23 protein-coding genes are annotated in these 25,603 nt (G+C 43.4%); 9 read left to right on the top strand and 14 right to left on the bottom strand.

Going from position 1 to position 25,603, the window contains the following annotated elements; all coding sequences use genetic code 11:
- The first annotated feature begins 25 nt into the window (after window positions 1–25).
- Complete coding sequence (gene rluB / locus AAY47_RS15090) at window positions 26–949, top strand: 23S rRNA pseudouridine(2605) synthase RluB (protein WP_047770958.1); 924 nt, start codon at window positions 26–28, stop codon at window positions 947–949.
- 68 nt (window positions 950–1,017) lie between these two features.
- Here the strand turns inward: rluB and cobO are convergent, their stop codons facing one another.
- Together cobO and AAY47_RS15080 are read right to left on the bottom strand one after the other, a co-directional pair.
- Entirely contained in the window at window positions 1,018–1,614 is a 597-nt protein-coding gene (gene cobO / locus AAY47_RS15085) for a cob(I)yrinic acid a,c-diamide adenosyltransferase (protein ID WP_047770957.1), read from the bottom strand.
- The gene (locus tag AAY47_RS15080) at window positions 1,614–2,378 is read right to left on the bottom strand and encodes a YciK family oxidoreductase (protein ID WP_047770956.1); all 765 of its coding nucleotides are present in this window, start codon (window positions 2,376–2,378) and stop codon (window positions 1,614–1,616) included. Before AAY47_RS15080 ends, cobO begins: the two co-directional genes overlap by 1 nt.
- Window positions 2,379–2,612: 234 nt before the next feature.
- Here AAY47_RS15080 and sohB point away from each other — a divergent pair, with 234 nt between their 5' ends.
- Window positions 2,613–3,659 carry a protease SohB gene (gene sohB / locus AAY47_RS15075; RefSeq protein ID WP_047770955.1) on the top strand — a complete coding sequence of 349 codons (1,047 nt, stop codon included), beginning with the start codon at window positions 2,613–2,615 and terminating at the stop codon, window positions 3,657–3,659.
- A gap of 91 nt (window positions 3,660–3,750) precedes the next feature.
- Here sohB and AAY47_RS20780 read toward each other — a convergent pair whose 3' ends face one another.
- Window positions 3,751–3,894 carry a DUF2498 family protein gene (locus AAY47_RS20780; protein WP_083446712.1) on the bottom strand — a complete coding sequence of 48 codons (144 nt, stop codon included), beginning with the start codon at window positions 3,892–3,894 and terminating at the stop codon, window positions 3,751–3,753.
- Window positions 3,895–4,201: 307 nt separating this feature from the next.
- Here AAY47_RS20780 and topA point away from each other — a divergent pair, with 307 nt between their 5' ends.
- Both topA and cysB read left to right on the top strand, forming a co-directional pair.
- Window positions 4,202–6,799 carry a type I DNA topoisomerase gene (topA, locus tag AAY47_RS15070; RefSeq protein ID WP_047770954.1) on the top strand — a complete coding sequence of 866 codons (2,598 nt, stop codon included), beginning with the start codon at window positions 4,202–4,204 and terminating at the stop codon, window positions 6,797–6,799.
- A 361-nt stretch (window positions 6,800–7,160) separates the two neighbouring features.
- Window positions 7,161–8,135 (top strand): HTH-type transcriptional regulator CysB, encoded by a 975-nt coding sequence (cysB, locus tag AAY47_RS15065; RefSeq protein ID WP_047770953.1) that lies wholly within the window; start codon window positions 7,161–7,163, stop codon window positions 8,133–8,135.
- A gap of 99 nt (window positions 8,136–8,234) precedes the next feature.
- Here the strand turns inward: cysB and AAY47_RS15060 are convergent, their stop codons facing one another.
- Window positions 8,235–9,074 (bottom strand): hypothetical protein, encoded by an 840-nt coding sequence (locus tag AAY47_RS15060; RefSeq protein ID WP_047770952.1) that lies wholly within the window; start codon window positions 9,072–9,074, stop codon window positions 8,235–8,237.
- A 295-nt stretch (window positions 9,075–9,369) separates the two neighbouring features.
- Here AAY47_RS15060 and acnA point away from each other — a divergent pair, with 295 nt between their 5' ends.
- Window positions 9,370–12,060 (top strand): aconitate hydratase AcnA, encoded by a 2,691-nt coding sequence (acnA, locus tag AAY47_RS15055; protein WP_047770951.1) that lies wholly within the window; start codon window positions 9,370–9,372, stop codon window positions 12,058–12,060.
- A gap of 102 nt (window positions 12,061–12,162) precedes the next feature.
- Here the strand turns inward: acnA and ribA are convergent, their stop codons facing one another.
- Window positions 12,163–12,759 (bottom strand): GTP cyclohydrolase II, encoded by a 597-nt coding sequence (gene ribA / locus AAY47_RS15050; protein ID WP_047770950.1) that lies wholly within the window; start codon window positions 12,757–12,759, stop codon window positions 12,163–12,165.
- Between the two features lie 370 nt (window positions 12,760–13,129).
- On the opposite strand from ribA, the gene AAY47_RS15045 reads away from it, so the two are divergent.
- The 4 genes from AAY47_RS15045 to yciH all read left to right on the top strand — a co-directional run bounded on the left by AAY47_RS15045 (window position 13,130) and on the right by yciH (window position 15,761).
- Entirely contained in the window at window positions 13,130–13,444 is a 315-nt protein-coding gene (locus tag AAY47_RS15045) for a LapA family protein (RefSeq protein WP_047770949.1), read from the top strand.
- A 6-nt stretch (window positions 13,445–13,450) separates the two neighbouring features.
- Entirely contained in the window at window positions 13,451–14,620 is a 1,170-nt protein-coding gene (gene lapB / locus AAY47_RS15040) for a lipopolysaccharide assembly protein LapB (protein ID WP_047770948.1), read from the top strand.
- Between the two features lie 84 nt (window positions 14,621–14,704).
- Window positions 14,705–15,445: an orotidine-5'-phosphate decarboxylase gene (gene pyrF, locus AAY47_RS15035; RefSeq protein WP_047770947.1), complete on the top strand. Its 741-nt coding sequence runs from the start codon at window positions 14,705–14,707 to the stop codon at window positions 15,443–15,445.
- On the top strand, window positions 15,438–15,761 hold the full coding sequence (gene yciH / locus AAY47_RS15030) for a stress response translation initiation inhibitor YciH (RefSeq protein ID WP_047770946.1): 324 nt from the start codon (window positions 15,438–15,440) through the stop codon (window positions 15,759–15,761). Before pyrF ends, yciH begins: the two co-directional genes overlap by 8 nt.
- Window positions 15,762–15,819: 58 nt before the next feature.
- On the opposite strand, the gene bla is transcribed toward yciH, so the two are convergent.
- The 9 genes from bla to rsxA all read right to left on the bottom strand — a co-directional run bounded on the left by bla (window position 15,820) and on the right by rsxA (window position 25,505).
- Window positions 15,820–16,773 carry a class A beta-lactamase gene (gene bla / locus AAY47_RS15025; protein ID WP_053014298.1) on the bottom strand — a complete coding sequence of 318 codons (954 nt, stop codon included), beginning with the start codon at window positions 16,771–16,773 and terminating at the stop codon, window positions 15,820–15,822.
- 95 nt (window positions 16,774–16,868) lie between these two features.
- Complete coding sequence (locus tag AAY47_RS15020; RefSeq protein WP_047770945.1) at window positions 16,869–18,806, bottom strand: exoribonuclease II; 1,938 nt, start codon at window positions 18,804–18,806, stop codon at window positions 16,869–16,871.
- A 397-nt stretch (window positions 18,807–19,203) separates the two neighbouring features.
- A complete protein-coding gene (nth, locus tag AAY47_RS15015; protein ID WP_047770944.1) occupies window positions 19,204–19,836 on the bottom strand; it encodes an endonuclease III in 633 nt (210 codons plus the stop codon).
- Between the two features lie 11 nt (window positions 19,837–19,847).
- Window positions 19,848–20,549: an electron transport complex subunit E gene (locus AAY47_RS15010; RefSeq protein ID WP_047770943.1), complete on the bottom strand. Its 702-nt coding sequence runs from the start codon at window positions 20,547–20,549 to the stop codon at window positions 19,848–19,850.
- Window positions 20,550–20,551: 2 nt separating this feature from the next.
- A complete protein-coding gene (rsxG, locus tag AAY47_RS15005; RefSeq protein ID WP_047770942.1) occupies window positions 20,552–21,178 on the bottom strand; it encodes an electron transport complex subunit RsxG in 627 nt (208 codons plus the stop codon).
- A gap of 16 nt (window positions 21,179–21,194) precedes the next feature.
- Window positions 21,195–22,274 (bottom strand): electron transport complex subunit RsxD, encoded by a 1,080-nt coding sequence (gene rsxD, locus AAY47_RS15000; protein WP_047770941.1) that lies wholly within the window; start codon window positions 22,272–22,274, stop codon window positions 21,195–21,197.
- A gap of 12 nt (window positions 22,275–22,286) precedes the next feature.
- Entirely contained in the window at window positions 22,287–24,308 is a 2,022-nt protein-coding gene (rsxC, locus tag AAY47_RS14995; RefSeq protein ID WP_047770940.1) for an electron transport complex subunit RsxC, read from the bottom strand.
- The gene (rsxB, locus tag AAY47_RS14990; protein WP_047770939.1) at window positions 24,301–24,924 is read right to left on the bottom strand and encodes an electron transport complex subunit RsxB; all 624 of its coding nucleotides are present in this window, start codon (window positions 24,922–24,924) and stop codon (window positions 24,301–24,303) included. The genes rsxC and rsxB overlap by 8 nt, the downstream gene beginning before the upstream one ends.
- Window positions 24,924–25,505: an electron transport complex subunit RsxA gene (gene rsxA, locus AAY47_RS14985; protein ID WP_047770938.1), complete on the bottom strand. Its 582-nt coding sequence runs from the start codon at window positions 25,503–25,505 to the stop codon at window positions 24,924–24,926. The genes rsxB and rsxA overlap by 1 nt, the downstream gene beginning before the upstream one ends.
- Between the last annotated feature and the right edge of the window lie 98 nt (window positions 25,506–25,603).

Raw genomic sequence — 25,603 nt, 5'->3', positions numbered from 1 at the left:
TGAAGGCGACAATAGAGGTTGCTCAATGAGCGATAAAACAGAAAAGTTACAAAAAGTTCTTGCCCGTTCTGGTCATGGTTCCCGTCGCGAAATCGAGGGGTATATCCAACAAGGTCGCATTAGCATTGATGGTAAGATCGCAACGTTGGGTGATCGAATTGAAATTAAGCCCTCAGTAAAAATTCGTCTGGACGGACGGATCTTAAATATCAAAGAGCCACAGAAAACAGTTTGCCGTGTTTTAGCTTATTATAAACCGGAAGGGGAATTGTGTACTCGCCATGATCCTGAAGGTCGTCCGACGGTGTTTGATCGTCTGCCAAAAATGCAGGGCGCACGCTGGATTGCGGTAGGGCGTTTGGATATCAATACCAGCGGGTTGTTGTTGTTTACTACCGATGGGGAATTGGCTAACCGTTTAATGCACCCAAGCTGCGAAGTTGAGCGTGAATATGCAGTTCGTGTGTTCGGTGAAGTAGATAGCGCAAACCTCCGTCAATTGACACAAGGTGTACAACTGGAAGATGGCCCGGCTTCATTTAAGACCATTGCGTTTAAAGGCGGAGAAGGTATCAACCAATGGTATAACGTCACTCTGACAGAAGGTCGTAATCGCGAAGTCAGACGCTTATGGGAAGCCGTTGGTGTGCAAGTTAGCCGCCTGATCCGTGTGCGTTATGGCGATATCAATCTGCCGAAAGGTTTGCCACGTGGTGGCTGGACTGAATTGGGGTTGGAACAGACTAACTATTTACGCCAGTTGGTTGATTTGGATGAAGAGATTATGACCAAAGTCGCAGTTGGACGTGATCAACGTCGCGTTAAGGCTAATCAGATCCGCCGTGCGGTAAGACGACATACTCAGGTTGCATCCCGTCCGGCAGGGAAACGTCCTGCAAGCAGCTCTCGTCAGAATGCAGGGAAGACGACGACATCTAAAGGTCGTTAATACGCTTAAGCCGCTGTTTCAGCTTATATCAACATTTATCTAAACGAGATATGAAACAGCGGATTCATTTACCAATCAATGCCTTTTTGTGCCTTGATTCCGGCATTAAACGCATGTTTTGCCGGACGCATTTCCGTAATCGTATCGGCATATTCCAGTAATTCTCGATGACATCCTCTGCCAGTGATAATCACACTTTGATGAGCCGGACGCTGTTTAAGGGCAGCCAGAACATCAGTGAGTTCTAAGTAACCATAACTGACCATATAGGTTAATTCATCCAGCACGACAAGGTGTAATGAAGGATCAGATAGCATTGCCACAGCATGTTGCCAGGCTATTTGGCAGGCTGCTGTGTCTGATTCGCGATTTTGAGTCTCCCAGGTGAAACCTGTTGCCATCACATGAAATTCAACACCTTGCTGTATCAGCAAGTTCCTTTCGCCGCTTTCCCATGTTCCTTTGATAAATTGGATAACACCAGCACGTTGGCCGTGTCCGATTGCACGAGTCACTGTGCCAAGTGCTGCGGTCGTTTTTCCTTTACCGTTTCCAGTGAACACAATGACAATCCCTCGTTCTTGTTGTGCTGCTTCAATGCGGGCATCGATTTTTTCTTTCAGGCGTTGTTGCCTTTTCTGGTACTGGCTGTTATTTCTGGTCATTATTCGGCAGGTCCCGCTTTACGTCCGGGTTGAGCATCAAAACTGATGCCGGAATCATTTCGGCTGTCATCTCCCATTACATAAAGATAGACGGGCATAATATCCGCTGGTGTTTTTAACTTAGCGGAATTTTCATCAGGAAAAGCATTTGCTCGCATGTTGGTACGTGTTCCTCCGGGATTGATGCAGTTGATACGCAGGGAAGTATCCCGATATTCTTGTGCCAAAACTTGCATTAGGCCTTCTGTAGCAAATTTGGAAACAGCATAGGCCCCCCAACCACGTCTGCCCTCACGGCCGACACTGGAGCTGGTGAACACCAAAGAAGCGCTGGTGGATTGTAATAACAGAGGGAGCAATGCCTGAGTCAGCATAAAAGTGGCGTTGACATTCACTTGCATCACTTCATGCCAAAGCTGAACAGGCTGTTCTGAGATAGGAGAAACAGCACCAAGAAGCCCCGCGTTGTGCAAGACGCCATCCAAACGTGAATAGCGCTGTGCCAGATCATTGGCGAAAATTTGGCATTCTTCTGCGGTCACGGTCAGCAGATCCATCGTATACATGTCAGCTGGTAAACCACCATCATTTGCAATTTGCTGCCTGACTGCGTCCAGTTTTGCGGTAGTACGTCCCAGTAAAATAACCTGCGCACCGTGGCGGGCATAGGTCAGTGCGGCTTCACGTCCGATGCCATCGCCAGCACCGGTTACTAGAATAATTTTTTGTTGCAGTAGATGACTATTTGGTTGGTAATTAAACATCGAACAATCTTCCTATATTGCTTGTGGATCTATGACCCGCCATTTCAGGATGGCAGATCATCATCAGAACAAAACTTAAGGTTCCCGTCAAATTTGCCAGCATTGAGTGAAAAATGGGTAAAAGAGCGTCATTTCAATTGAGATAGGGTTAAGCAAACTGTTAGGGCAAGGCGTTCGGTTTTTAGTTAGAATGAAACATATTATTGTTCATTATAAATTAATAAAGGTGGATCTGTGGAATATTTGTCTCTATACGGATTGTTCTTAGCCAAAGTGCTCACGGTGGTTTTAGCAATCACCATTCTGACGGTTGTTTGTATCGGATTAGGTGTACGTAAGACAATGCACAAAGGGGAATTAAAGCTGACCAATCTTGGTAAGGCATATCAGGAAAGGCAGCATCAGATGCAGCAGGCTCGAATGAGTGAGGCAGAACAAAAAATTTGGCAAAAAGCATTAAAAAAACAACAAAAAAGTGACGCTAAACAGAAAAAAGCAGAAGCCAAAACGGGTCAGAAAGGTATACAGAAGCCGAATCTTTATGTTTTGGACTTTAACGGCAGTATGGATGCCCGTGAGGTGGAGTCACTCCGCGAAGAGATCAGTGCGGTATTGGCTGTGGCTGATAAAAAAGATGAAGTTTTGCTGCGACTGGAAAGTCCTGGTGGTGTGGTTCATGGATATGGACTGGCAGCATCTCAATTGGTTCGTTTGCGGCAAAAAGGGATACGCCTGACAATTGCCGTAGATAAAGTAGCAGCAAGTGGTGGATACATGATGGCTTGTGTGGCTGATCGCATTATTGCTGCACCGTTTGCCATTATCGGTTCCATTGGTGTTGTGGCTCAATTACCCAATATTCATAGGTTATTGAAGAAAAATGATATTGATGTTGAATTGCATACTGCTGGTGAATATAAACGTACCCTGACTGTTTTGGGAGAGAATACTGAACAGGGACGCAAGAAATTTCAGGAAGATTTGAACGAAACGCATAAGTTATTTAAATCATTTATCCATCAATACCGTCCCTCTCTGGATGTGGAAAACGTAGCCACTGGTGAGTATTGGTACGGTACACAAGCAAAAGAGAGTGGGTTGATTGATGATGTGGGTGTCAGTGATGATTTTCTGATTGAAAAAATTGAACATTGTGAAGTAATCGGCGTCAATTATTATCGCCGCAAACGTGCCATAGACCGTTTTATGGGGAGCGCGATGGAGAACGTTGACAAATTGTTTATGCGTTGGTGGCAAAGGGGAGAAAAACCTTTGTTGTAACGGAAAAATCAGTTATCGAAAACTACCGCAGATAATATGCGGGTAAGATAAATAGAAGAGAGTTATCTATCCTTTATTACCCGCATATTTATTAACCAGTCAGGGATGATGTTCCACCTCTTTGTTCTACGCGCTCTGCGTACATACCGTGTATAAAATCTTCGTGTTTCTTAATGATTTTATTTACTTTTTTCAGTAACTGCTCTCGCTTAATAGGCAGGGTTTCAGTTTTCATTTATTGTGCTCCTTCAAGAAATAAGTTGTTGCGCATCGTTTTTTATCAGGTAGAGTGTGGGCTTTTCGTCATGCAGATGGAAGATTTTGTTTACAACTGTTAAAACAGACAATTGCATGGTGTGTGTCGGTATATAAAATACCCTAAATATTTCAAAGGGTTTTGCGCTTAAGTAAAAGTACAAGATAAAAATTAGTTGATATCTTGCAAATCTATCGCAATATAAAAAGAGGTTTTATTTTATATATCGCAACATAACGCCGTGATTTTCGCCATCTGAAAAGAAGATAATTAGGTAAAGGTAACTATGGCTAAAGCTCTTGTTATAGTGGAGTCCCCGGCAAAAGCCAAAACAATCAATAAATATCTGGGGAATGACTACGTTGTAAAATCCAGTGTAGGTCATATCCGTGATTTGCCGAAGAGTGGAACAGTGAGTCAAAAGAGTTCAAGCTCATCTACCGATAAGAATAAAAAGAAAGCAAAAAAAGATGAAAAAACGGCGCTGATAATTCGTATGGGCGTCGATCCTTATCATGGTTGGGAAGCGAACTATCAAATTTTGCCTGGCAAAGAAAAAGTTGTTTCAGAGCTGAAAACGCTGGCTGATAAAGCCGATCATATCTATCTTGCAACGGACCTTGACCGTGAGGGAGAGGCTATTGCATGGCACCTGCGGGAAGTAATTGGTGGAGATGAATCCCGTTTCAGCCGGGTGGTATTCAATGAAATTACCAAAAATGCAATCACGCAGGCTTTTGATAATCCCGGTGAATTAAATCTTGACCGTGTGAATGCCCAGCAAGCGCGTCGTTTTATGGATCGCGTTGTCGGCTACATGGTTTCACCGCTGCTGTGGAAAAAAGTTGCCAGAGGGCTATCCGCTGGGCGGGTGCAATCTGTCGCAGTTCGTCTTGTGGTTGAGCGGGAACGCGAAATCAAGGCATTTGTGCCGGAAGAATATTGGCAGCTGCACGCGGACTTAATGGCTAAGAACGATCTCTCTCTCCATATGGAAGTGACACATGAGAAGGGAAAACCATTTAAACCCGTAAATGCGCAACAAACGCAGTCAGCATTATCTCTGCTTGAAAAAGCGAGATACAAAGTGATTGAGCGTGAAGATCGTCCAACATCGAGTAAACCAGGCGCACCATTCATTACCTCAACATTGCAACAGGCTGCAAGTACACGGCTTGGGTTTGGGGTTAAAAAAACCATGATGATGGCGCAACGCTTGTATGAAGCTGGTTATATCACTTATATGCGTACCGATTCGACTAACTTGAGTCAGGACGCGTTGGAAATGGTTCGCGATTATATCAACAACCATTTTGGTGATGAATACTTGCCAAAAAGTGTCAATGTTTACAGCAGCAAGGAAAACTCTCAGGAAGCCCATGAGGCGATTCGACCTTCTGATGTTAGTGTCATGGCAGAAGAATTGAAAGATATGGAAACTGATGCACAAAAATTGTATCAGCTGATATGGCGTCAATTCATTGCCTGTCAGATGACACCTGCGAAATATGATTCCACGACACTGATCGTTCAAGCCGGCGATTTTGAGTTACGTGCCAAAGGCCGTACTCTGCGTTTTGATGGTTGGACAAAAGTAATGCCGATTTTGCGCAAAGGGGATGAAGAGAATACCTTGCCGGCGATGGAAGTAGGTACAGAGCTTGATTTGCAACAGTTGATACCAAGCCAGCACTTTACAAAACCCCCCGCACGTTTCAGTGAAGCGTCCTTGGTCAGGGAATTGGAAAAACGCGGAATTGGTCGTCCATCGACTTATGCATCAATTATTTCAACCATTCAAGAGCGTGGTTATGTTTGCGTTGAAAATCGGCGGTTCTATGCAGAGAAAATGGGTGAAATTGTCAATGATCGTTTGGAAGAAAATTTCAACGAACTGATGAACTATGATTTTACGGCAAGAATGGAAGACCAGCTCGATCATGTAGCTAACAATGAGGCGAATTGGAAAGGCATTCTGGACGAATTTTTCTCCAATTTCAGTGAGAAGCTTGATGTTGCCAGTAAAGAGCCAGATGAAGGTGGGATGCGTCCAAACCCGATGGTGATTACCTCGATTGGGTGCCCGACCTGTAACCGCCCAATGGGAATTCGTACTGCGACAACAGGGGTATTTCTTGGCTGCTCTGGTTATGCGTTATCACCTAAAGAGCGATGCAAGCAGACGATTAACCTTATCCCGGAAAATGAAATCCTAAATATTTTGGAAGGGGATGATGCTGAAACCAATGCATTGCGTGCTCGTTGTCGCTGCAAAAAGTGTGGTACAGCGATGGACAGTTATTTGATTGATAACCAGCGTAAATTGCATGTGTGCGGTAATAACCCAGAGTGTGATGGTTATGAAGTTGAAGAAGGTGAATTCCGCATTAAGGGTTATGATGGTCCAGTAGTTGAGTGTGATAAGTGCGGTTCAGAAATGCACCTGAAAATGGGGCGTTTTGGTAAATACATGGGTTGTACAAACGAAGAGTGTAAAAATACCCGTAAGATTTTACGCAATGGGGAAGTGGCACCACCAAAAGAAGATCCGGTTCCGTTACCGGAGCTGGTATGTGAAAAATCGGATGCCTACTTTGTTCTGCGTGATGGCGCGGCAGGGGTATTTTTAGCCGCCAACACCTTCCCTAAATCTCGCGAAACGCGAGCACCATTGGTTGAAGAGCTTGTTCGGTTCCAAGATCGCTTACCGGAAAAATTGCGTTATTTAGCGCAAGCGCCTGTTGCTGATCCTGAAGGGAATAAAACAGTTGTTCGTTTTAGCCGTAAAACTAAACAGCAGTATGTTTCGTCAGAGAAAAAGGGCAAGGCGACCGGATGGACCGCATTTTTTGTTGAAGGGGATTGGGTGGTGAAAGAAAAGTAATCGATCTTTAAGATAAATTTGTGCATTATATCTTCATTTAGTGGGTGTAATTCATAGAAATATATTTAGAGAGATATTTCTTTTTTTGTGGGAAATGTAACTTTTCTTTCTAAAAAGCCAGTTCTATGGACTGGCTTTTTTTGTATTTCAACAAAATTAAAACACAATATATCTGCAACAGGCGTTTGATAATAGTTACTCAACTTAATTATTTGTTATATATATATATAGCAAGTGTTATAGTGGTTATATTCTTGCAAACATATATTCTATATGGTTATAAGTGGGTAACCATTAGCAATATAGAAATTGGTTCAACTACAAAACGTTCATACATTTGATTATTAGGGACAGTGCTGATATGAAACTACAGCAGTTGCGTTATATTGTAGAGGTGGTTAATCACAATCTAAATGTATCTTCTACAGCAGAAGGGTTGTATACCTCCCAACCGGGGATCAGCAAACAAGTCAGGATGCTTGAGGATGAGCTGGGGATTCAGATATTTGCTCGTAGTGGTAAACATTTGACGCACGTGACTCCGGCTGGTGAAGAAATTGTCCGTATTTCACGTGAGGTTCTGTCAAAAATTGATGCCATTCGTTCTGTTGCCAGTGAACACACCTATCCTGATCGTGGTTCTTTATATATAGCGACTACCCATACACAAGCAAGATATGCTTTACCTCCTGTTATTAAGGGCTTTATTGAACGCTATCCCAATGTATCACTGCATATGCATCAAGGTTCTCCAACGCAAATTGCGGAAGAGGTATGCAAAGGAAATAGTGATTTTGCGATAGCAACAGAAGCACTGCATCTCTATAGCGATCTGATTATGTTGCCTTGTTATCATTGGAACCGTTCTATTGTGGTGACGAAGGATCACCCGCTTGCCAGTAGACAGAATGTGACGATTGAAGAGCTGGCTGAATATCCGGTTGTAACCTATACGTTTGGTTTTACTGGTCGCTCTGAGTTGGATGTTGCTTTTGATCGGGTCGGTTTGAAACCTAAAATCGTATTTACAGCAACAGATGCTGATGTGATTAAGACTTATGTGCGGTTAGGGCTAGGGGTTGGTGTGATTGCCAGTATGGCCGTAGAACCCGTTAAGGACAGTGATTTAGTACGTATTGATATGCGAGAGCAATTCGGTTACAGCACGACCAAGATAGGCTTTCGACGTAGTAGTTTTCTGCGCAGTTATATGTATGATTTTATCTGGCGTTTTGCGCCACATTTGACGCGTGATGTCGTGGATAAAGCCATTGCGTTACGCTCCAATGAAGAAATAGAAGAAATGTTCAAAGATATCGAACTGCCGATAGTATAAAAAGATATTTAATATCAGCAAAATAGATATAAAGAAGATAGGCAGTATCAAGAAGATTAAACCACCTCCAAACAGCTGGTAGGTGGTTGATCTTTTATTTTATGTCCCCTTTGGGATCATTGTCTTAAATTCACCACTGAAAAAATTGTCAGAATTTTCGATTGAAGATTTTTGATTTTTGAGAATGAAATTATCGAAAGCTATTTTAACTTCGTGATTTTCTAACGATTGATAATTAAATAAGGAAATACAAGAGGAGTAAGTAAATTCAACATTAATATTCTCACTAGAAGCGCAGTTTGACGTCATTTCTGAGTTGGTTCTGTTAAAATCTATTTTATAGAGTTTTATTTTAGGGACATACATGACCCGATCTTCGACTCCAATTGCTTCAATAACACTGGCTAATGTGAGGGTAGAATAATGATCTCCATTCCGTTTTAAACCCAGCCTTATAGCATCCCCTTGTTTTTGCAAAAAATCGGAAAAACTTTTCAGGCTTGGAGAGTTTGCATTTAAAACAATTTCCATGATGAGTTGGAGTAAATTTGTTGCAATAGAAACACCTTTCATTTCATGCTGATAGGTTTGACTTTCGACATTCATGATACTCATCAATGGCAGTTTTGCCATGATATTTCCCCAAAATTGAATGTCAGTCTTATATGCTTTGCCATGAGCATTGGTATATTTGGCAATATAATCGGCGGCTATTGAAGAAAGGGCGATCTGTATTTTTTTGATTTCATTCATTTTCTGTATGACACTGCCTTTGTCGACAATATTTGAAGTCATAATAAATTGGACAAGGCCGTTTGTATCACTAAGCTGATAATCCGACAAGGAAAATTTATCTCTAATGCCAGCCGAAAAAAACTGATCTGCTTGTTGTATATGGCTTAGGTAATGTTGGTATTCTTTGTTTTTTTCTGTGTCCATAATCTTACCTCCAATCGCTAATAAACGTATTGAGTACTCTGAATACACCTTTATTTTGCAAATTTCAATTTGAAACCGATTAGCCAGCAATGTGTAGAAACTTTAGAGTCAATTCAATCAAACTCTTATGGCATGAATAAAACATATCTACTTTAGAGGTGTCATCATTAAAATTTATCAATAAATGAGGATTTACAGCGAGTTAGCAAAATGTGTGGTGACGGAATAACAAATAGTTGCTTATATGTTATGTTTAATGGTAGCTGACCATCAATAATAAGAAAGGAGAGGAGTTATGTCGTTTAAATTGAAAACGGACTGTGCTTCAAGGCTCTCGATTGGAAGCAAATCCACTGGCCGTAAAACCTACCACTATTACAGTTTACCTCTGTTATCTGAACAAGTTGGCGATATATCCCGCCTGCCAAAGTCTCTGAAAGTTCTGCTCGAAAATCTCTTGCGCCATGTTGATGGTGAATCCGTAGTGGAAGATGATTTGCAGGCGCTGGTGGAATGGCAAAAAACCGGTCATGCAGAACGAGAAATTGCTTATCGCCCCGCCCGCGTACTTATGCAGGATTTTACAGGCGTGCCGGCTGTCGTGGATTTGGCAGCGATGCGGGAAGCGGTGTTGAGACTCGGTGGAAATGTAGAGCAGGTTAATCCGTTATCCCCTGTTGATTTGGTTATCGATCATTCAGTGATGGTTGATAAATTTGGCACTGAACAGGCATTTTCAGAAAACGTGCAGAGAGAGATGGCACGTAACTATGAACGTTATCTGTTCTTGCGTTGGGGACAGAAAGCGTTTAATCGTTTCCGCGTAGTGCCTCCGGGAACGGGGATTTGCCATCAAGTTAACCTGGAATATCTGGGTAAAGCCGTCTGGTATGAAAATCAGGATGGTAAGGATTTTGCTTATCCTGATACGTTGGTCGGAACGGATTCTCACACAACCATGATTAATGGATTGGGCGTTCTGGGATGGGGCGTAGGGGGAATTGAAGCGGAGGCAGCGATGCTGGGGCAGCCAGTTTCTATGCTGATCCCAGATGTGGTTGGTTTTAAACTGACCGGAAAATTGCAAGAAGGGATCACGGCAACTGACCTTGTACTGACTGTGACACAAATGCTGCGTAAGCACGGTGTTGTGGGTAAATTTGTTGAATTTTACGGTGATGGATTATCTGATTTGCCGCTGGCAGATCGGGCAACTATAGCCAATATGGCTCCTGAATATGGTGCAACTTGTGGTTTCTTCCCTGTTGATGACATTACATTAGACTATATGCGTTTAACGGGGCGTCATGAAGAAGAAATTGCTTTGGTTGAAGCTTATTGCAGAACTCAGGGTTTATGGCGTAATACGGGGGATGCGCCTATCTTTACCAGCACCCTAGAGTTGGACATGTCGACAGTTGAAGCAAGTTTAGCCGGGCCGAAACGCCCTCAAGACCGGGTTGCATTGGGAAATGTACCACAGGCTTTTCAGTCTGCTATGGAATTGGATATCCATAAAACGCAAGAGCACTTATCAGCGATATCAGTGACTTTAGATAACCAAACTTTTTCATTGCAAGATGGTGCCGTGGTGATTGCTGCCATTACCTCTTGCACAAACACCTCTAACCCCAACGTATTGATGACGGCGGGATTACTTGCCAAAAAAGCGGTTGAGAAAGGTTTACAGCGTCAACCGTGGGTTAAAACTTCACTGGCACCCGGTTCGAAAGTCGTGACAAGTTACCTGGAACTGGCCGGTTTTATGCCATATCTGGAAAAACTGGGTTTTAACTTGGTAGGGTATGGCTGCACTACCTGCATTGGCAATTCCGGGCCATTGCCTGATCCTATTGAAGCTGCAATCAAGCAATCTGATCTAACTGTTGGGGCGGTGCTTTCCGGTAACCGAAATTTTGAAGGGCGTATTCATCCTTTAGTGAAAACTAACTGGCTGGCATCACCGCCGTTGGTGGTAGCCTATGCGCTTTCTGGCAGCATGAAAAAGGATCTGACGCGAGAACCTATCGGAAAAGATCAACAAGGCAATGATGTTTACTTAAAGGATATCTGGCCTGATAGTACAGAAGTTGCGGAAGCGACTGGAAAAGTCAGAACCGAAATGTTCCATAAAGAATATAATGCTGTGTTTGAAGGTGACGAAAGTTGGCAATCCTTGAGCGTAGAAAGTTCAGCGACTTATGCCTGGCAGCCGGATTCAACCTATATACGCCATCCTCCTTTCTTCAGTGCTATGACGGCTGAACCTAAACCGATTACAGACATACATCAGGCTCACATTTTGGCGATACTGGGGGATTCAGTCACGACGGATCATATTTCCCCGGCTGGAAATATCAAGGCTGATAGTCCAGCTGGGCGTTATTTGCAAGAACATGGCGTTGCACCAAAAGATTTTAATTCGTATGGCTCAAGACGTGGCAACCATGAAGTTATGATGAGAGGAACGTTTGCTAACATTCGTATTCGTAATGAAATGGTAGCAGGGGTTGAAGGAGGCTATACCCGGCATATTCCTTCACAATCCCAACTTGCTATTTATGATGCCGCTATGCGTTATCAGGAGGAAAAAATACCATTAGCCGTTATTGCGGGGAAAGAATATGGTTCAGGGTCAAGCCGTGACTGGGCTGCAAAAGGAACAAAATTACTAGGGATCAGGGTTGTGGTTGCAGAATCTTTTGAACGTATTCACCGCTCTAACTTGATTGGTATGGGGGTCTTGCCATTGGAATTTCCTCAAGGCGTCAGCCGCAAGAGCTTAAACCTGACGGGAGATGAAAGGATTGATATTACAGGATTATCAAACATTCAACCCGGGCAGACAATTGCAGTGAAAATTACTTATGCCAATGGACAGGAAATTGTGATTGATACCCGTTGCCGCATTGATACGGGAACAGAACTGGCTTACTTCTATCATGATGGTATTTTGCATTATGTGATCCGTAATATGCTGAAATGATAAAAACTGAAAAATATCAATTAAAAAATCACATTTAGAAACAAAGACTGCGCCCACACCGACGCAGTTTTTTATATTTTACAGAAAGTAATGAGAGAAATTTTAGCTTGATTCGGACAGCAAATGACCCATTCGGTTGGCTTTGGTATCTAAATAGTGAGCATTTTGGGAATTACGTCCTACGATCAATGGAACACGTTCAGTGATATTAATACCTGCTTCTATCATGATTTCAACTTTTTTAGGGTTGTTAGTAAGAAGACGGATTGTATTAATATTTAATATCTTATACATGTCTGAACACAGGGTGAAATCTCTTTCATCGGCAGAAAAACCTAATTGATGGTTGGCCTCAACAGTATCAATACCTTGATCCTGTAAAGCATAGGCACGAATTTTATTCAGCAGGCCAATATTACGCCCTTCCTGGCGGTGATAGAGTAAAACACCACGGCCTTCCTGACTAATTTGCGAAAGTGCAGCTTCTAATTGAAAACCACAGTCGCATCTTAGGCTGAATAAAGCATCACCGGTGAGGCATTCTGAGTGGATGCGCGATAATACAGGCTCATCACCAGAAATATCGCCGAAAATAAGAGCGACATGATCGCGGCCTGTTTTGATTTCTTCAAATCCAATCATTAAAAACTCACCCCATGGCGTAGGTAATTTTGCTTCAGCTACCCGTTTTAGCTGCATTTTTGTATTCATATGTTGATTTAGCTCGTTATAAATATTGCGATATCAGAACAATACCGGTTGAGAAATCAGCTAAAACTACGCAAAAATTTTTTCTGATTACACGCATGCACGCCGCCGTATTGTAACAGAAATTATTAATACGTATGAATATAAAGCGTCGGGTTCTTTAATGATAAATATATTAACATGCTAAACTATAAGCATATTTTTGCAGATGTATTTATTACAAAAAGAGGGAAAGCAGCGTTTATTGCAATAAATTGCTTCCTTTACGTAGACGTGCGTAGACGAGAAATGCTAATTTAACACGCCACTATGTCTGTTATTTGGCATAATCAATCAGCAACGATAGATAACAGGAAGAAATGTGAAATATTTTCTGATCTTATTACTGGCACTGGTTGTTTTTGTTATCTCAGTGACGCTGGGAGCAAATAATAATCAGATAGTGACGTTTAATTATTTGATTGCTAAGGGTGATTACTCTGTATCCACATTGCTGGCTGCGTTGTTTGCTGTTGGCTTTATCCTCGGTTGGGGAATTTGTGGTTTTTTTTACCTACGCGCCTGTGTTTCTTTGCGGCATGCGAAACGCAAAATCAAACGACTGGAAACTCAAGTGGAACAGCCATCTGAATCATCCAAAAAAGTCGCATCTACCGTAGCGTTAAACAAGGAATAATTCTCTATGTTAGAGCTGTTGTTTCTGTTGCTTCCCATTGCCGCCGCCTATGGCTGGTATATGGGGCGCAGAAGTGCTCAACAAGATAAACAACAATCGGCTGACCGCCTTTCGCGTGAATATGTTGATGGTGTTAACTTTTTGCTCTCCAATCAGCAAGATAAGGCGGTAGATTTATTTCTTGATATGCTGAAAGAGGATAGCTCTGCATTTGAGGCTCACCTAACATTGGGAAACCTCTTCCGTTCCCGTGGTGAAGTTGAAAGAGCCATTCGTATTCATCAGTCCCTGATGGAAAGTGCTTCCCTGACATTTGAACAGCGTTTGCTTGCGATCCAGCAGCTTGGGCAAGATTATATGGCTGCTGGAGTCTATGATCGGGCAGAGAACATGTTCGTTCAGTTAGTCGACGAAACTGACTTCCGTGAAAATGCCTTTAATTCCTTGCTAACCATCTACCAGTCAACCAGTGATTGGAATAAAGCCATTGATATCGCTGAAAAACTCGTAAAACTGGGTAAACCCCATTTTCGGGAAGACATTGCGCATTTCTACTGTGAATTGGCTCTGCAATGTATGGGCAGTGATGATTTTACTGCTGCGATCGGTTATTTGAATAAAGCGGCTCAAGCAGACAAAAATTGTGCCCGTGCTTCTATTATGTTTGGTCGTATTTATATGGCTCAGGGGGAATATTTTAAAGCGACCCACGCGTTGAAACGCATTCTTGAGCAGGATAAGCAATTGGTCAGTGAATCTTTGCCAATGCTGCAAGAATGTTACCAACATTTGTCTCAACCGGCCGAATGGCAAACTTTTGTTCAGCGTTGTGTAGAAGAAAATTGTGGTGCGATCGCTGAACTTCATATGGCCGATATCCTTGAGAAGAAAGAAGGGCGTGAAGTTGCTCAAAACTTCATTAACCGTCAGTTGGAGCGCCATCCAACAATGAGATTATTTTATCGTCTGATGGATTACCATATGACGGAAGCGGAAGAAGGGCGGGCTAAAGAAAGCCTGATCCTTTTGCGCAATATGGTCGGTGAGCAAATCCGCACAAAACCTGATTATCGATGCCATAAATGTGGCTTTACTTCCCGTTCGTTATATTGGCATTGCCCATCATGTCGTTCTTGGGACTCTATTAAACCGATCCGGGGGTTGGATGGTCAGTGACACTGTCACTATCATACTGCTACTCACTAGTAATTAAAGTTTATAAATAATTCAATTTAATTAGTAAATCAAAGGGCCTAATAAATGATCTCCCACACAGTTCAAACTTTAGATAAACAGATTGACTCGCCTGTTATTGTTGCACTGGATTATGACAATCAGGATGCAGCGCTGGCATTTGTCGACAAGATTGATCCACAATCCTGTCGTCTGAAAGTGGGCAAAGAGATGTTTACACTGTATGGCCCGCAATTTGTTCAGGCGCTGCATCAGCGTGGTTTTGATGTGTTTTTGGATCTTAAATTTCACGACATCCCCAATACAACGGCAAGGGCGGTTGCGGCTGCTGCAGAATTAGGTGTGTGGATGGTTAATGTTCATGCCAGTGGTGGTGCGAGAATGATGACAGCAGCTAAAGAGGCGCTGCTCACTTACGGTAAGGATGCACCTTTGTTGATTGGTGTGACAGTGCTGACCAGTATGGAGCAATCTGATTTATCAGGCACAGGCATTGACATGACACCAGCGCAACATGCGGAGCGTTTGGCATTATTGACAAAACAGTGTGGTTTAGATGGCGTAGTGTGTTCAGCCCATGAAGCACAGCAATTGAAAGCAGTGTGTGGACATGCATTCCAGCTTGTTACTCCGGGTATTCGCCCTGAAGGGACAGACGCGGGAGATCAGCGCCGGATCATGACACCACCTCAGGCGGTACAGGCTGGGGTGGATTATATGGTGATCGGGCGTCCAATCACCCGCGCAGAAAATCCGACATTAGCACTACAGCAGATTAACCAATCTCTTGGACTCATTCATGGATAATAACTCTCGCTTGGTTTATTCGACGGATGGTGGCCGCATCCAAGAGGAAAAAGTAAAGCTTTCTCGTCCGAAAGGTGATGGTATTGTTCGTATCCAGCGCCAGGCCAGTGGTCGTAAAGGGAAAGGTGTTTGTGTGATTACAGGCATAGATGCTGATGACCAAACTTTGGCTAAGCTAGCAGCCGAATTGAAGAAAAAATGTGGCTGTGGAGGTTCTGTTAAAGAGGGCGAAATTGAGATTCAAGGCGATAAACGCGACTTGTTGAAGCAATTGCTGGAAGCGAAAGGAATGAAGGTAAAACTGGCTGGAGGCTGAACCCAGTTTGTTATTAACCAGCTATGTAACCAATAAACAGCATAGCTGGTTAATTGAACTAATTAATCGAATTAACCCGTGTCACAATACGTGTAGCCGCTGCCAATACGTCAGGACGGGCACTGGCTTCTTTGTTATTTGGCTGAGTAAAATAAGTAACCAAAACCAATGGTGCGCGGTCAGGTACTGGCCAAATTACCGCGATATCATTTGTTGTACCATAATCGCAACGACCGGTTTTATCTCCTACAATCCAATTTTTGGGTAATCCTGCACGAATGCTGGTGCCGCCAGTTGTATTGCCTTTTATCCACTCCGTTAATTGTTCACGTTGAGTTGTCGCTAAGGCAGTGCCCAACACCAAATTATATAAACTTTTTGCCATAGCTTGTGGTGTAGAAGTGTCACGATCATCACCTGGAATAGCAGTATTTAATTCGGGTTCACGGCGATCGAGGCGAAAATAATGATCACCGATAGTGCGGGCAAACCGTGTCACTTCATGTGAGCCATTCAGTTGGTTAAGAAGTAAATTCATAGCCGTATTATCGCTATATTGTAGTGTTGCTGCGCTCAACTCTCCTAAGGTCATCCCCTCTTTGAGATGTTTTTCCGTCATTGGGCTATATTCGACAAGATCTGATTGTTGATAGTGAACGCGTTGATTTAACAGGTGAGCATTTGTTTCGTTTTTTTGCAAAATAGCGGATACCGTCATCAACTTACTGGTGCTGCATAGAGGAAAACGCTCGTTTTCACGGTAAGAGATGATGGAATGATCAGATGTATCTAGCAATACTACACCAAGTCGGCCATTGGCATTTTTCTCCAATATGGAAAGTTGGTGGATGATTTCATTTATCTTGTGTGGGTTTATTGCAGATGATGTTTTATTTGGGTAAGAAATTCGAGTGTTATAAGCGGTTGCACTGGTTGGAAAAGTGAATAGTACACCAAGTAAGGAAGCGAGGGCGGTAGTGAAACCTATCCGACGCACTGAGGAAAATAGCATGTGGAAGTCCTCATAGGGATTATCTTATTGTTATTGCAAAACTGCCGCCATTTATGGCGGCAGAGATGTTTACAGAAATTATTTATAAGACAGTCCTATACAGGACGTGCCACAATATTGCGGGTTTCCATTCTGACCTCTTCAATACGAACATCGATGATGTCATTCAGGCGATGAACCGTTTCACCCTTAATCAATACGGAACCTGTTTCTTGACTGCATTGAAGTTCATCACGAACAGCATGCAAAAATGGTCCGGGGACGAAAGCGATAGCTCCGTTATCTACCAGTCGAACTCGTAGACCACCACGGGCGATATCGATAATTTCTGCCGGGAATGTTTTATCTGTGCCAGCATGAGGCTGCAAGAAACGGGCATAGAGCCAATCACCAACATCACGCTCTGCCATGCGGTTAGCTCGGCGCCGCTCTGTTAATCGCAGGCAAAAATCTTCAGTGGGTTTTTCTATTTCCACTTGCTGGATAATTGCTTTCAACAGACGGTGGTTGATAATATCGCTGTATTTACGGATAGGGGATGTCCAGGTCGCGTAAGCATCAAATCCTAAACCAAAGTGTGGGCCTGGTTCTGTTTTGATTTCAGCAAATGTTTGGAAACGGCGGATACGACTGTCCAGGAATTGGGTCGGTTGTTTATCCAGTTCACGGCGCAATTCACAAAACCCGTTCAGATTCAGTAATGCTTCGGCATTAGCTTCAATGCCGTTTTCCTTGAGAACTTCAACGACCTGCTCAATCTGGGTAGGTTCAAAGCCAGTGTGGACGTTATAAAAACCAAAGCCTAACTTATCACGCAGAATTTTAGCTGCACATAAGTTTGCTGCAATCATGGCTTCTTCGACAATACGGTTAGCTGTACGGCGCTGTTCAATAACGATATCAACAACATGGCCATTTTCATCAAGGATAAATCGATAATCCGGGCGTTCCTTGAAAACCAAGGCATTTTGCAGACGCCAGTTGTTTCGACGTTCGAACATCTCTTTCAGAAGGGTGATTTGGCTAATTACGGCGTTTGATCCTGGTTTCCAACCTTCCCGGTCTTCTAACCAGTCTGAAACTTCGTCATAAACCAGTTTAAATTTAGATTCAACCCAAGCAGAGAAGAATTGAATATCATCGCCCAGTTGACCATCTTCGAAAATTGAAACCTGACAAACCAGGGCAGGGCGGCGCACGTTAGGGCGCAGGGAACATAAGTCATCAGATAGCTCACGAGGGAGCATTGGAATATTGAAGCCTGGCAGGTAATTGGTGAAACTACGCTGATAGGCAATTTTGTCCAGTTCGCTACCCGCTTTGATATAAGCAGTGGGATCAGCAATTGCAATAGAAAGTTTCAGGCTGCCATCATCATTTTTGGTGATGTGCAGGGCATCATCCATATCTTCGGTTGTTGCACTGTCAATAGTGACAAAATCAAGAGCGGTCAGATCGATGCGTTCGATAGAACTATCATCCAACTGGCAATCCAGCATCGCTGGCGCTTCGCGTTCCAGTTCGTGGCGAGTTAATGTTACCCACCACGGTGCGTAATGGTCATCACCTTGCGTAATATAACCCGTTATTTCGGCATGGAAACCACGATCGCCTTTCAGGGGATGTCGGCGCATTTCAGCTACGGCCCAATCGCCATTTTCAAAGGTATGGTCAACGTGGTTTGCTGGGCGGCAAGGGATAGTGTCTTTTAATAATGGGTGATCAGGAATAATCCATAGTCGGTTATCATTTTCTTTCTTCTGGACCTTTCCTACAAAACGGGTCAGGAAGGGTTCAATCAGAGACTCAGGTTCGGCAATTTCTTTCTCTTTGTCTGTGTGGATAGCCGCAGAAATCCGATCACCGTGCATGACTTTTTTCATGTAAGGGGGCGGAATGAAATAACTTTTTTGGCCGTCGACTTCTAAAAATCCAAAACCTTTCTCAGTTCCTTTGACTAAACCTTCTACACGCAGGGTCTGGGCGTGAAGTTGCTGTTTTAGCTGTGCAAGCAGCGGATTATTTTGAAACATAATATCAAGAGAATATGGAGTTATTATTGATAATTTTGGACAACAGTTTTACGCGAATCGAGAGTGTGGAGCAAGTAACATCTTATCAAAACAGGAAAAACTGCGGTATAAGGTCAAAAATTAGCCGTTTTTTGAAACGCGGAAAGCTATTTCTGCTCATCCACTGATACGACAGTGTTGTTAGTGATATTACAGTCTAATCCGTATTAGGTAACGTTTGAAAAAGCAATAAGCAATATTTAGTTACAACATACTTATTGAGTTATCCAAAAAACCGAATCCATCTTAACGTGTCTATAAATTTCAACAGAGAAGAAACAATAATAATATGGTTTTTCAGTCTGCCTCCTGTAATGATCAAATAGAAGACAGACTAATGGAAATTTAAGATTTTTTACTATTCGGTTTTATCCGCATATTCACAAAGATCCTCAATAATACAAGATCCACAGCGCGGTTTACGAGCAATGCAAGTATAGCGACCATGCAGAATCAACCAATGGTGACAATCAACCTTGAATTCGGCTGGCACAACTTTCAATAAGTTCTTCTCAACTTCATCAACATTCTTTCCTGGGGCAAAATGGGTTCGATTGCTGACACGAAAAATATGTGTATCAACGGCAATGGTTGGCCAGCCAAAAGCGGTATTTAAAACAACGTTAGCCGTTTTTCGACCGACACCTGGCAACGCTTCCAGCGCTATGCGATCTTCCGGTACTTCTCCTTGGTGTTTTTCCAGCAATATCCGGCAGGTTTTGATCACGTTTTCAGCTTTAGTGTTATATAACCCAATGGTTTTTATATACTCCTTTAAACCATCAACACCCAAATCAAGGATCGCCTGCGGAGTATTAGCTACGGGGTATAGTTTTGCCGTTGCTTTATTTACGCTGACATCTGTAGCCTGCGCAGATAGTAATACAGAAATCAGCAACTCAAATGGAGAATTAAACACCAGCTCAGTAGTTGGATGTGGATTGTTATCCCGTAAACGGGTGAGTATCTCAATCCGTTTTTGTTGATTCATATCTGGTTACTTCAGCCTCTTGTGATATGGCTTCCACAGCCTTTTTCCAGGTACCGGCGTTCTTTATTTTCTGTCCGATTTTTGATGCGTTCATCGATGATATATTTTCCTGCCAGCATCAAACCTAACCCAATGAAAGCACCCGGTGGCAAGATGGCAAGTAGGAAAGGGGAGTCCAGATGAATTATTTCAATACGCAGTGATTTGGCCCAACTACCCAGCAATAAATCCGCACCATCAAAAATCGTCCCGTTCCCCAAAATTTCTCGCATGGAACCCAATACGAATAAGGCGAAAGTTGCTCCCAGCCCCATTGAAAGGCCATCAATCGTCGAATGGTAGATTGAATTCTTTGATGCGTAGGCTTCAGCACGACCAATCACGATACAGTTAGTCACAATCAGGGGAATAAAAATACCTAATGATCCGTAGAGTCCGAAAGCAAAGGCATTGATTAACATCTGGACAGCGCTGACGACAGACGCGATTATCATCACATAAATTGGGATACGGATTTCATGAGGAACCCAGCGACGTAAGGCTGACACTGCCATATTGGTACTCACTAAAACCAGTGTTGTCGCTAATCCTAATCCCAGAGCATTGGTTGCTGTGGAGGAAACGGCCAATAAAGGGCAAAGCCCTAAAAGCTGCACCAATGCGGAGTTATTTTTCCAGAGTCCCTGAATAAATAGATTCTTAGCTTCATTCATGATTATTTCTCTTCACAAGTTGGCAGGGAAGAAAGTTGCGTTGGTACTGTTTCCAGATAAAGCGCAGTTCGTTTAACGGCACTGACAACAGCACGTGGTGTAATGGTTGCACCGGTAAATTGGTCAAACTCTCCGCCATCTTTTTTGACTGCCCAATTGTGATCATCCTTTGACATGATTTTTTTGCCGGAGAAAGCATAGATCCAATGGGAAATTCTGGTTTCAATTTTGTCGCCCAAACCCGGTGTTTCATGGTGTTCAGTGACACGAACACCCAGTATGCTACCGGAAAAATCGGCACCAACCAGTAATTGAATCGCCCCTGAATAGCCATCAGGCGCCGTACTTTCTAACGCAGCGGCGACCGGAACGTCTTTTTTACGGGCGAGGTAAAGACGGTGAGGTAGTTCATTGCCTAATGCATTGTTTGTCACTAGATAGCATTCATTTTGCAGATCATTGTCGTATAAAGCAGGAGGAACAACTTGATCCAACAATACCTTATGCTGCAAAGCTGCCTGTTCGGCGATCCGATCCTTTGTTAATGAATAAACAATGGCGGTTAACCCTGTCGTACAAGCCGCGAAAATTGCAAGGGTAATCCCGTGACGACGCATAGTTTCTAACATAGTACACTCTCTTTTCCTATTTATGGCCGTAAGCACGAGGCTGGGTGTAATGGTCAATAAGTGGTACACATATGTTTGCCAGTAATACCGCAAATGCAACCGCATCAGGATAACCACCATAAACTCGAATTATCCAAATAAGCACACCAATAATGGCTCCGTAAATCAAACGGCCTTTTGGTGTTGTTGATGCGCTAACGGGATCAGTTGCAATAAAAAATGCGCCTAACATGGTTGCACCGGAAAAGAGTTGCAATAAAGGCGGTGAATAACGAGTAGGATCAAAAAACCAACTCATCAATGCACAAATACCCAGTGACAAAATAAATGCCGTTGGGATTTGCCAGTTAATGATTTTTCGGTTGAGCATAATCAGGCCGCCAACCAAATAAGCCACGTTAATCCATTGCCAGCCAATGCCGGCTAAAACACCTTGTAATATAGGTTGTTGCAATACTTCATCAATATTGTGAGTCAACCTGCCAGTTTTGAAACTGTCCAACGGTGTTGCCTGACTTAATCCATCAATACCTTGTTGCAGTTGTAACAAAGTAGAGCTATCTGGCGTATGTCCTGTGAAAATGACCACCAAGCTATCCCATGGCGTTAAAGTGAATGTCTGCAAAGATTCTGGGGGCAACCAACGGGTCATTTGGACAGGGAATGAGATCAACAGAACGACATAGCCAATCATGGCAGGGTTAAACGGGTTTTGCCCAAGTCCGCCATACAGATGTTTAGCAATAATGATAGCAAAAAAGGTGCCTAGCACGATTAGCCACCATGGTGCTAATGGTGGCAAGCTAATACCTAAAAGCAATCCTGTGACTAAAGCAGAGTTATCTTTGAGATAGGGCAGTATTAGTTGTTTTTTTAATGCGATAGCAGCAGATTCAGCTAATAATGCGGTAATGATAGCCAATAAGATCTGGAATAAGGTTCCAGAGCCAAAGAAACAGGTCTGGACAGCAATACCGGGTATGGCAGCTAAAACCACCCAAAGCATGATCTGGCTGGTGCTTTTTTGATTATGTGTAAAAGGCGAACTAGCGACTTTTAGTTGGTTGTTGTCAGTTTTTACTGGCCTAAATTTCATCGATAAATTTCACTATTCTGTTGTAACTTTTTCTTGAGCTTGAGCGGCTTTTTTGGCTTTGGCCCGAGCAATAGCTGCCGCGACAGCCGCTTTACGGGGATCGGTTTCTTCCGGTTTTTCGGAACCCGTCTGGGGGAGAGTCGATTCAGGTTGGCTTTGAGCGGCTTTTTTGGCTTTAGCACGCGCAATAGCCGCAGCAACAGCTGCCTTACGTGGATCTTGCTTATCATCCGCGCTATTTTTTTGCGGTTCCTCTGGTGACGTTGCCACCTCTCCACTTTGTGCTCTTTGTGCTGCCTTTTTCGCTTTTGCCCTGGCTATTGCAGCCGCGAGGGCAGCTTTTCGCGGATCATTACCTTCAACCGATATTGATGTATCTTCTTCTATATTTAATCTTGTAGTAATTTGTTTTTCTGCCTGACGAGTACGCAACTGGTCTTTTCTGGCCTTACGTGCTGCAATTGCTGCCGTATTGTCAGGTAATTGGCCTGCCTGCACAATGACAGATTCGCCTGTATTTCCCTGTTTTTCCTTCGCACGGGCAAGAGCGGCTTGTACAGCACTTTTATCACTGCTATTTACTTGAACCGCCGCTTTCTTATGACGTTCTTCACGCGCCAATTTTTCCCGTTCCATACGTGCCTGTTTGGCTTCAAAACGCATTTTAGCTTCAGTAGAACGGCGTGCTTCTGCTTCTATCGCCCATATTTCAGCTTTTTCCTGTCGGTAGTATTGAACCAGGGAAATATTACTTGGGCACACATAAGCACAGGCGCCACATTCAATACAGTCGAATAAATGGTGATTTTTGGCCTTTTCATGTTCTTGCCCACGGCTGAACCAAAACAGTTGTTGTGGCAACAATCCAGCAGGACATGCTTCAACGCATAAGCCGCAGCGGATGCATGCTTCTTCAATGACTTTGGGTTCCATCTCTTGTACCGAAGGTGCAAGAATACAGTTACTGATTTTGACGATGGGGACATTCAAATCAGGCAAAGTGAATCCCATTAATGGCCCACCCATAATGACCATTTGTTCTGATCCTGGGTTAAATCCGGCTTGTTGTAACAGGAAGTGAACGGGGGTGCCGAGGCGAGTCCAGAAATTACCGGGAGAAGTGACAGCTTCGCCTGTTAGCGTAACTACACGTTCGATTAACGGCTCGCCATCAATAATAGCCCGCTTTATCGCCACGACTGTTCCCACGTTTTGCATAAGAACGCCGATGTCAGAAGAACGACCGCCAGAAGGTACTTCTTTTCCGGTCAGGATCTTGGTCAGTTGTTTGGCACCACCAGAAGGATATTTTGTTGGAATGACGCGCACAATAATGGACTTATCACCATTAAGTGCTGCGTTTAAGGCATTGATTGCTTCGGGTTTGTTATCTTCAATACCGATCAACACCTGCTTTGGATTAAGCAAATGCATCAGAATACGGATACCCGAAATAACCTCTTGCGCATGTTCCTGCATTAAACGGTCATCAGCGGTGATATAGGGTTCACACTCAGCCGCATTGATGATCACCGTCTTGAGATTGTGTCGTCCGCCTTTAAGTTTTGTTTCGGTAGGAAAACCAGCACCACCTAAGCCAGCAATACCGGCTTGTTGAATGCGTCGCAATATTTCATCGACATCCAGCGTGGTGTAATCAGCGACTGGGTTACGTTCTCCCCACTGGTCTTTACCATCAGGACGCAACCGGACACACAATTCTTTTAGCCCGGAAGGGTGAGCCGTAACGTAAGGCTCAATTGCAATAATTGTCCCGGATGTGGAAGCATGAACAGGTACTGTTCTGCCCATTCCAAACGTTAAAGCCTGACCTTTCAGCACATTATCACCCGTTTTAACCAGCAGTTCGCCTTCTGGTCCCAAATGTTGCTGTAAAGGGATGATTAATTCATCCGGCAATGGTGCATGGCGTAATGGGGTACGGCTGGATTGCAGCTTCATTTCTGGTGGATGGATACCACCAGCAAAATCCCATATTTTATTTTTGTTAAGCAAGTTGAGCAGATTAAACATGGGTTTTAACCTCAACAGGCTTAACAGAAGTGAACAAAGTAGATTCGGGTGTCACGGGAATATTTTTTACTGGGATGGTGTTTAAATCCCATTTCCAATTTGAGGTAGTAGTAGCAACGGGGATCATCGTAATGCAATCTGTCGGGCAAGGTGCGACACAGAGGTCACAACCTGTGCAGAGATCTCCAACAACCGTGTGCATGGCACGGTTTGCACCAATAATGGCATCTACAGGGCAAGCCTGAATGCATTTTGTGCAGCCTATGCAATTTTCTTCATCAATGAAAGCCACTTTTCTGGCTGGATTTTGAACGTTATCATCGCCATCCAACGGTTGTGGATCAACACCCAGCAATTCAGAGATTTTGATCATAACTTGCTCTCCACCGGGGGCGCATTTATTGATCATCTCACTATTGTTGGCAACCGCTTCAGCGTAGGGGCGGCAACCAGGGTAACCGCACTGTCCACATTGACTCTGGGGTAATAGATTGTCGATATTTTCAACAATCGGATCTTCTTCTACTTTAAAACGACGAGCAGCAAAACCAAGGATTAGGCCAAAAGCTAATCCGAGTATGCTTAACACGCCGATAGCAACCCATAATGACATCATTAGAATTTCACCAAACCACTAAATCCCATAAATGCGAGGGACATTAACCCTGCGGTAATAAGCCCTATTGATGAACCACGAAATGGGAGAGGAATGTTGGCAACGGCCAGGCGTTCCCGAATGCCGGCAAATAGCACCATGACGAGCGAAAAACCTGCGGCAGCGCTGAAGCCATAGACCGCAGATTGTAAAAAATCGTGGGATTGATTGACATTCAGTAATGCAACACCAAGGACAGCACAGTTAGTTGTAATCAGTGGCAAGAAAATGCCTAACAAGCGATAAAGCGTCGGGCTGGTTTTGCGGACGACCAGTTCAGTAAACTGAACGACAACCGCAATAACGAGAATAAAGCTCAGAGTTCGCAAATAAGCCAAGTCAAGCGGGACAAGAATGAATGTGTTTACCAGCCATGAACAAATAGAGGCCAGGGTAAGAACAAAAGTTGTGGCCAGCCCCATACCGATGGCGGTTTCGAGTTTTTTGGACACACCCATAAATGGGCACAGACCCAAAAATTTTACTAAAACAAAGTTATTGACCAAAACTGTGCCAATAAATAACAAAAGGTATTCAGTCATTGCTATACCTGAAAATAAGATATTGGAAAATGGAACACGGCTTACATAGTTTGAGTAGAAATTCCCCACCTGAACGTGGGGAAGTGGGGCAATGATAA

The organism is Xenorhabdus griffiniae, from assembly GCF_001028135.1.
Lineage (GTDB): Bacteria > Pseudomonadota > Gammaproteobacteria > Enterobacterales > Enterobacteriaceae > Xenorhabdus > Xenorhabdus bakwenae.
This window is presented reverse-complemented; position numbering and strand designations above follow the sequence as displayed.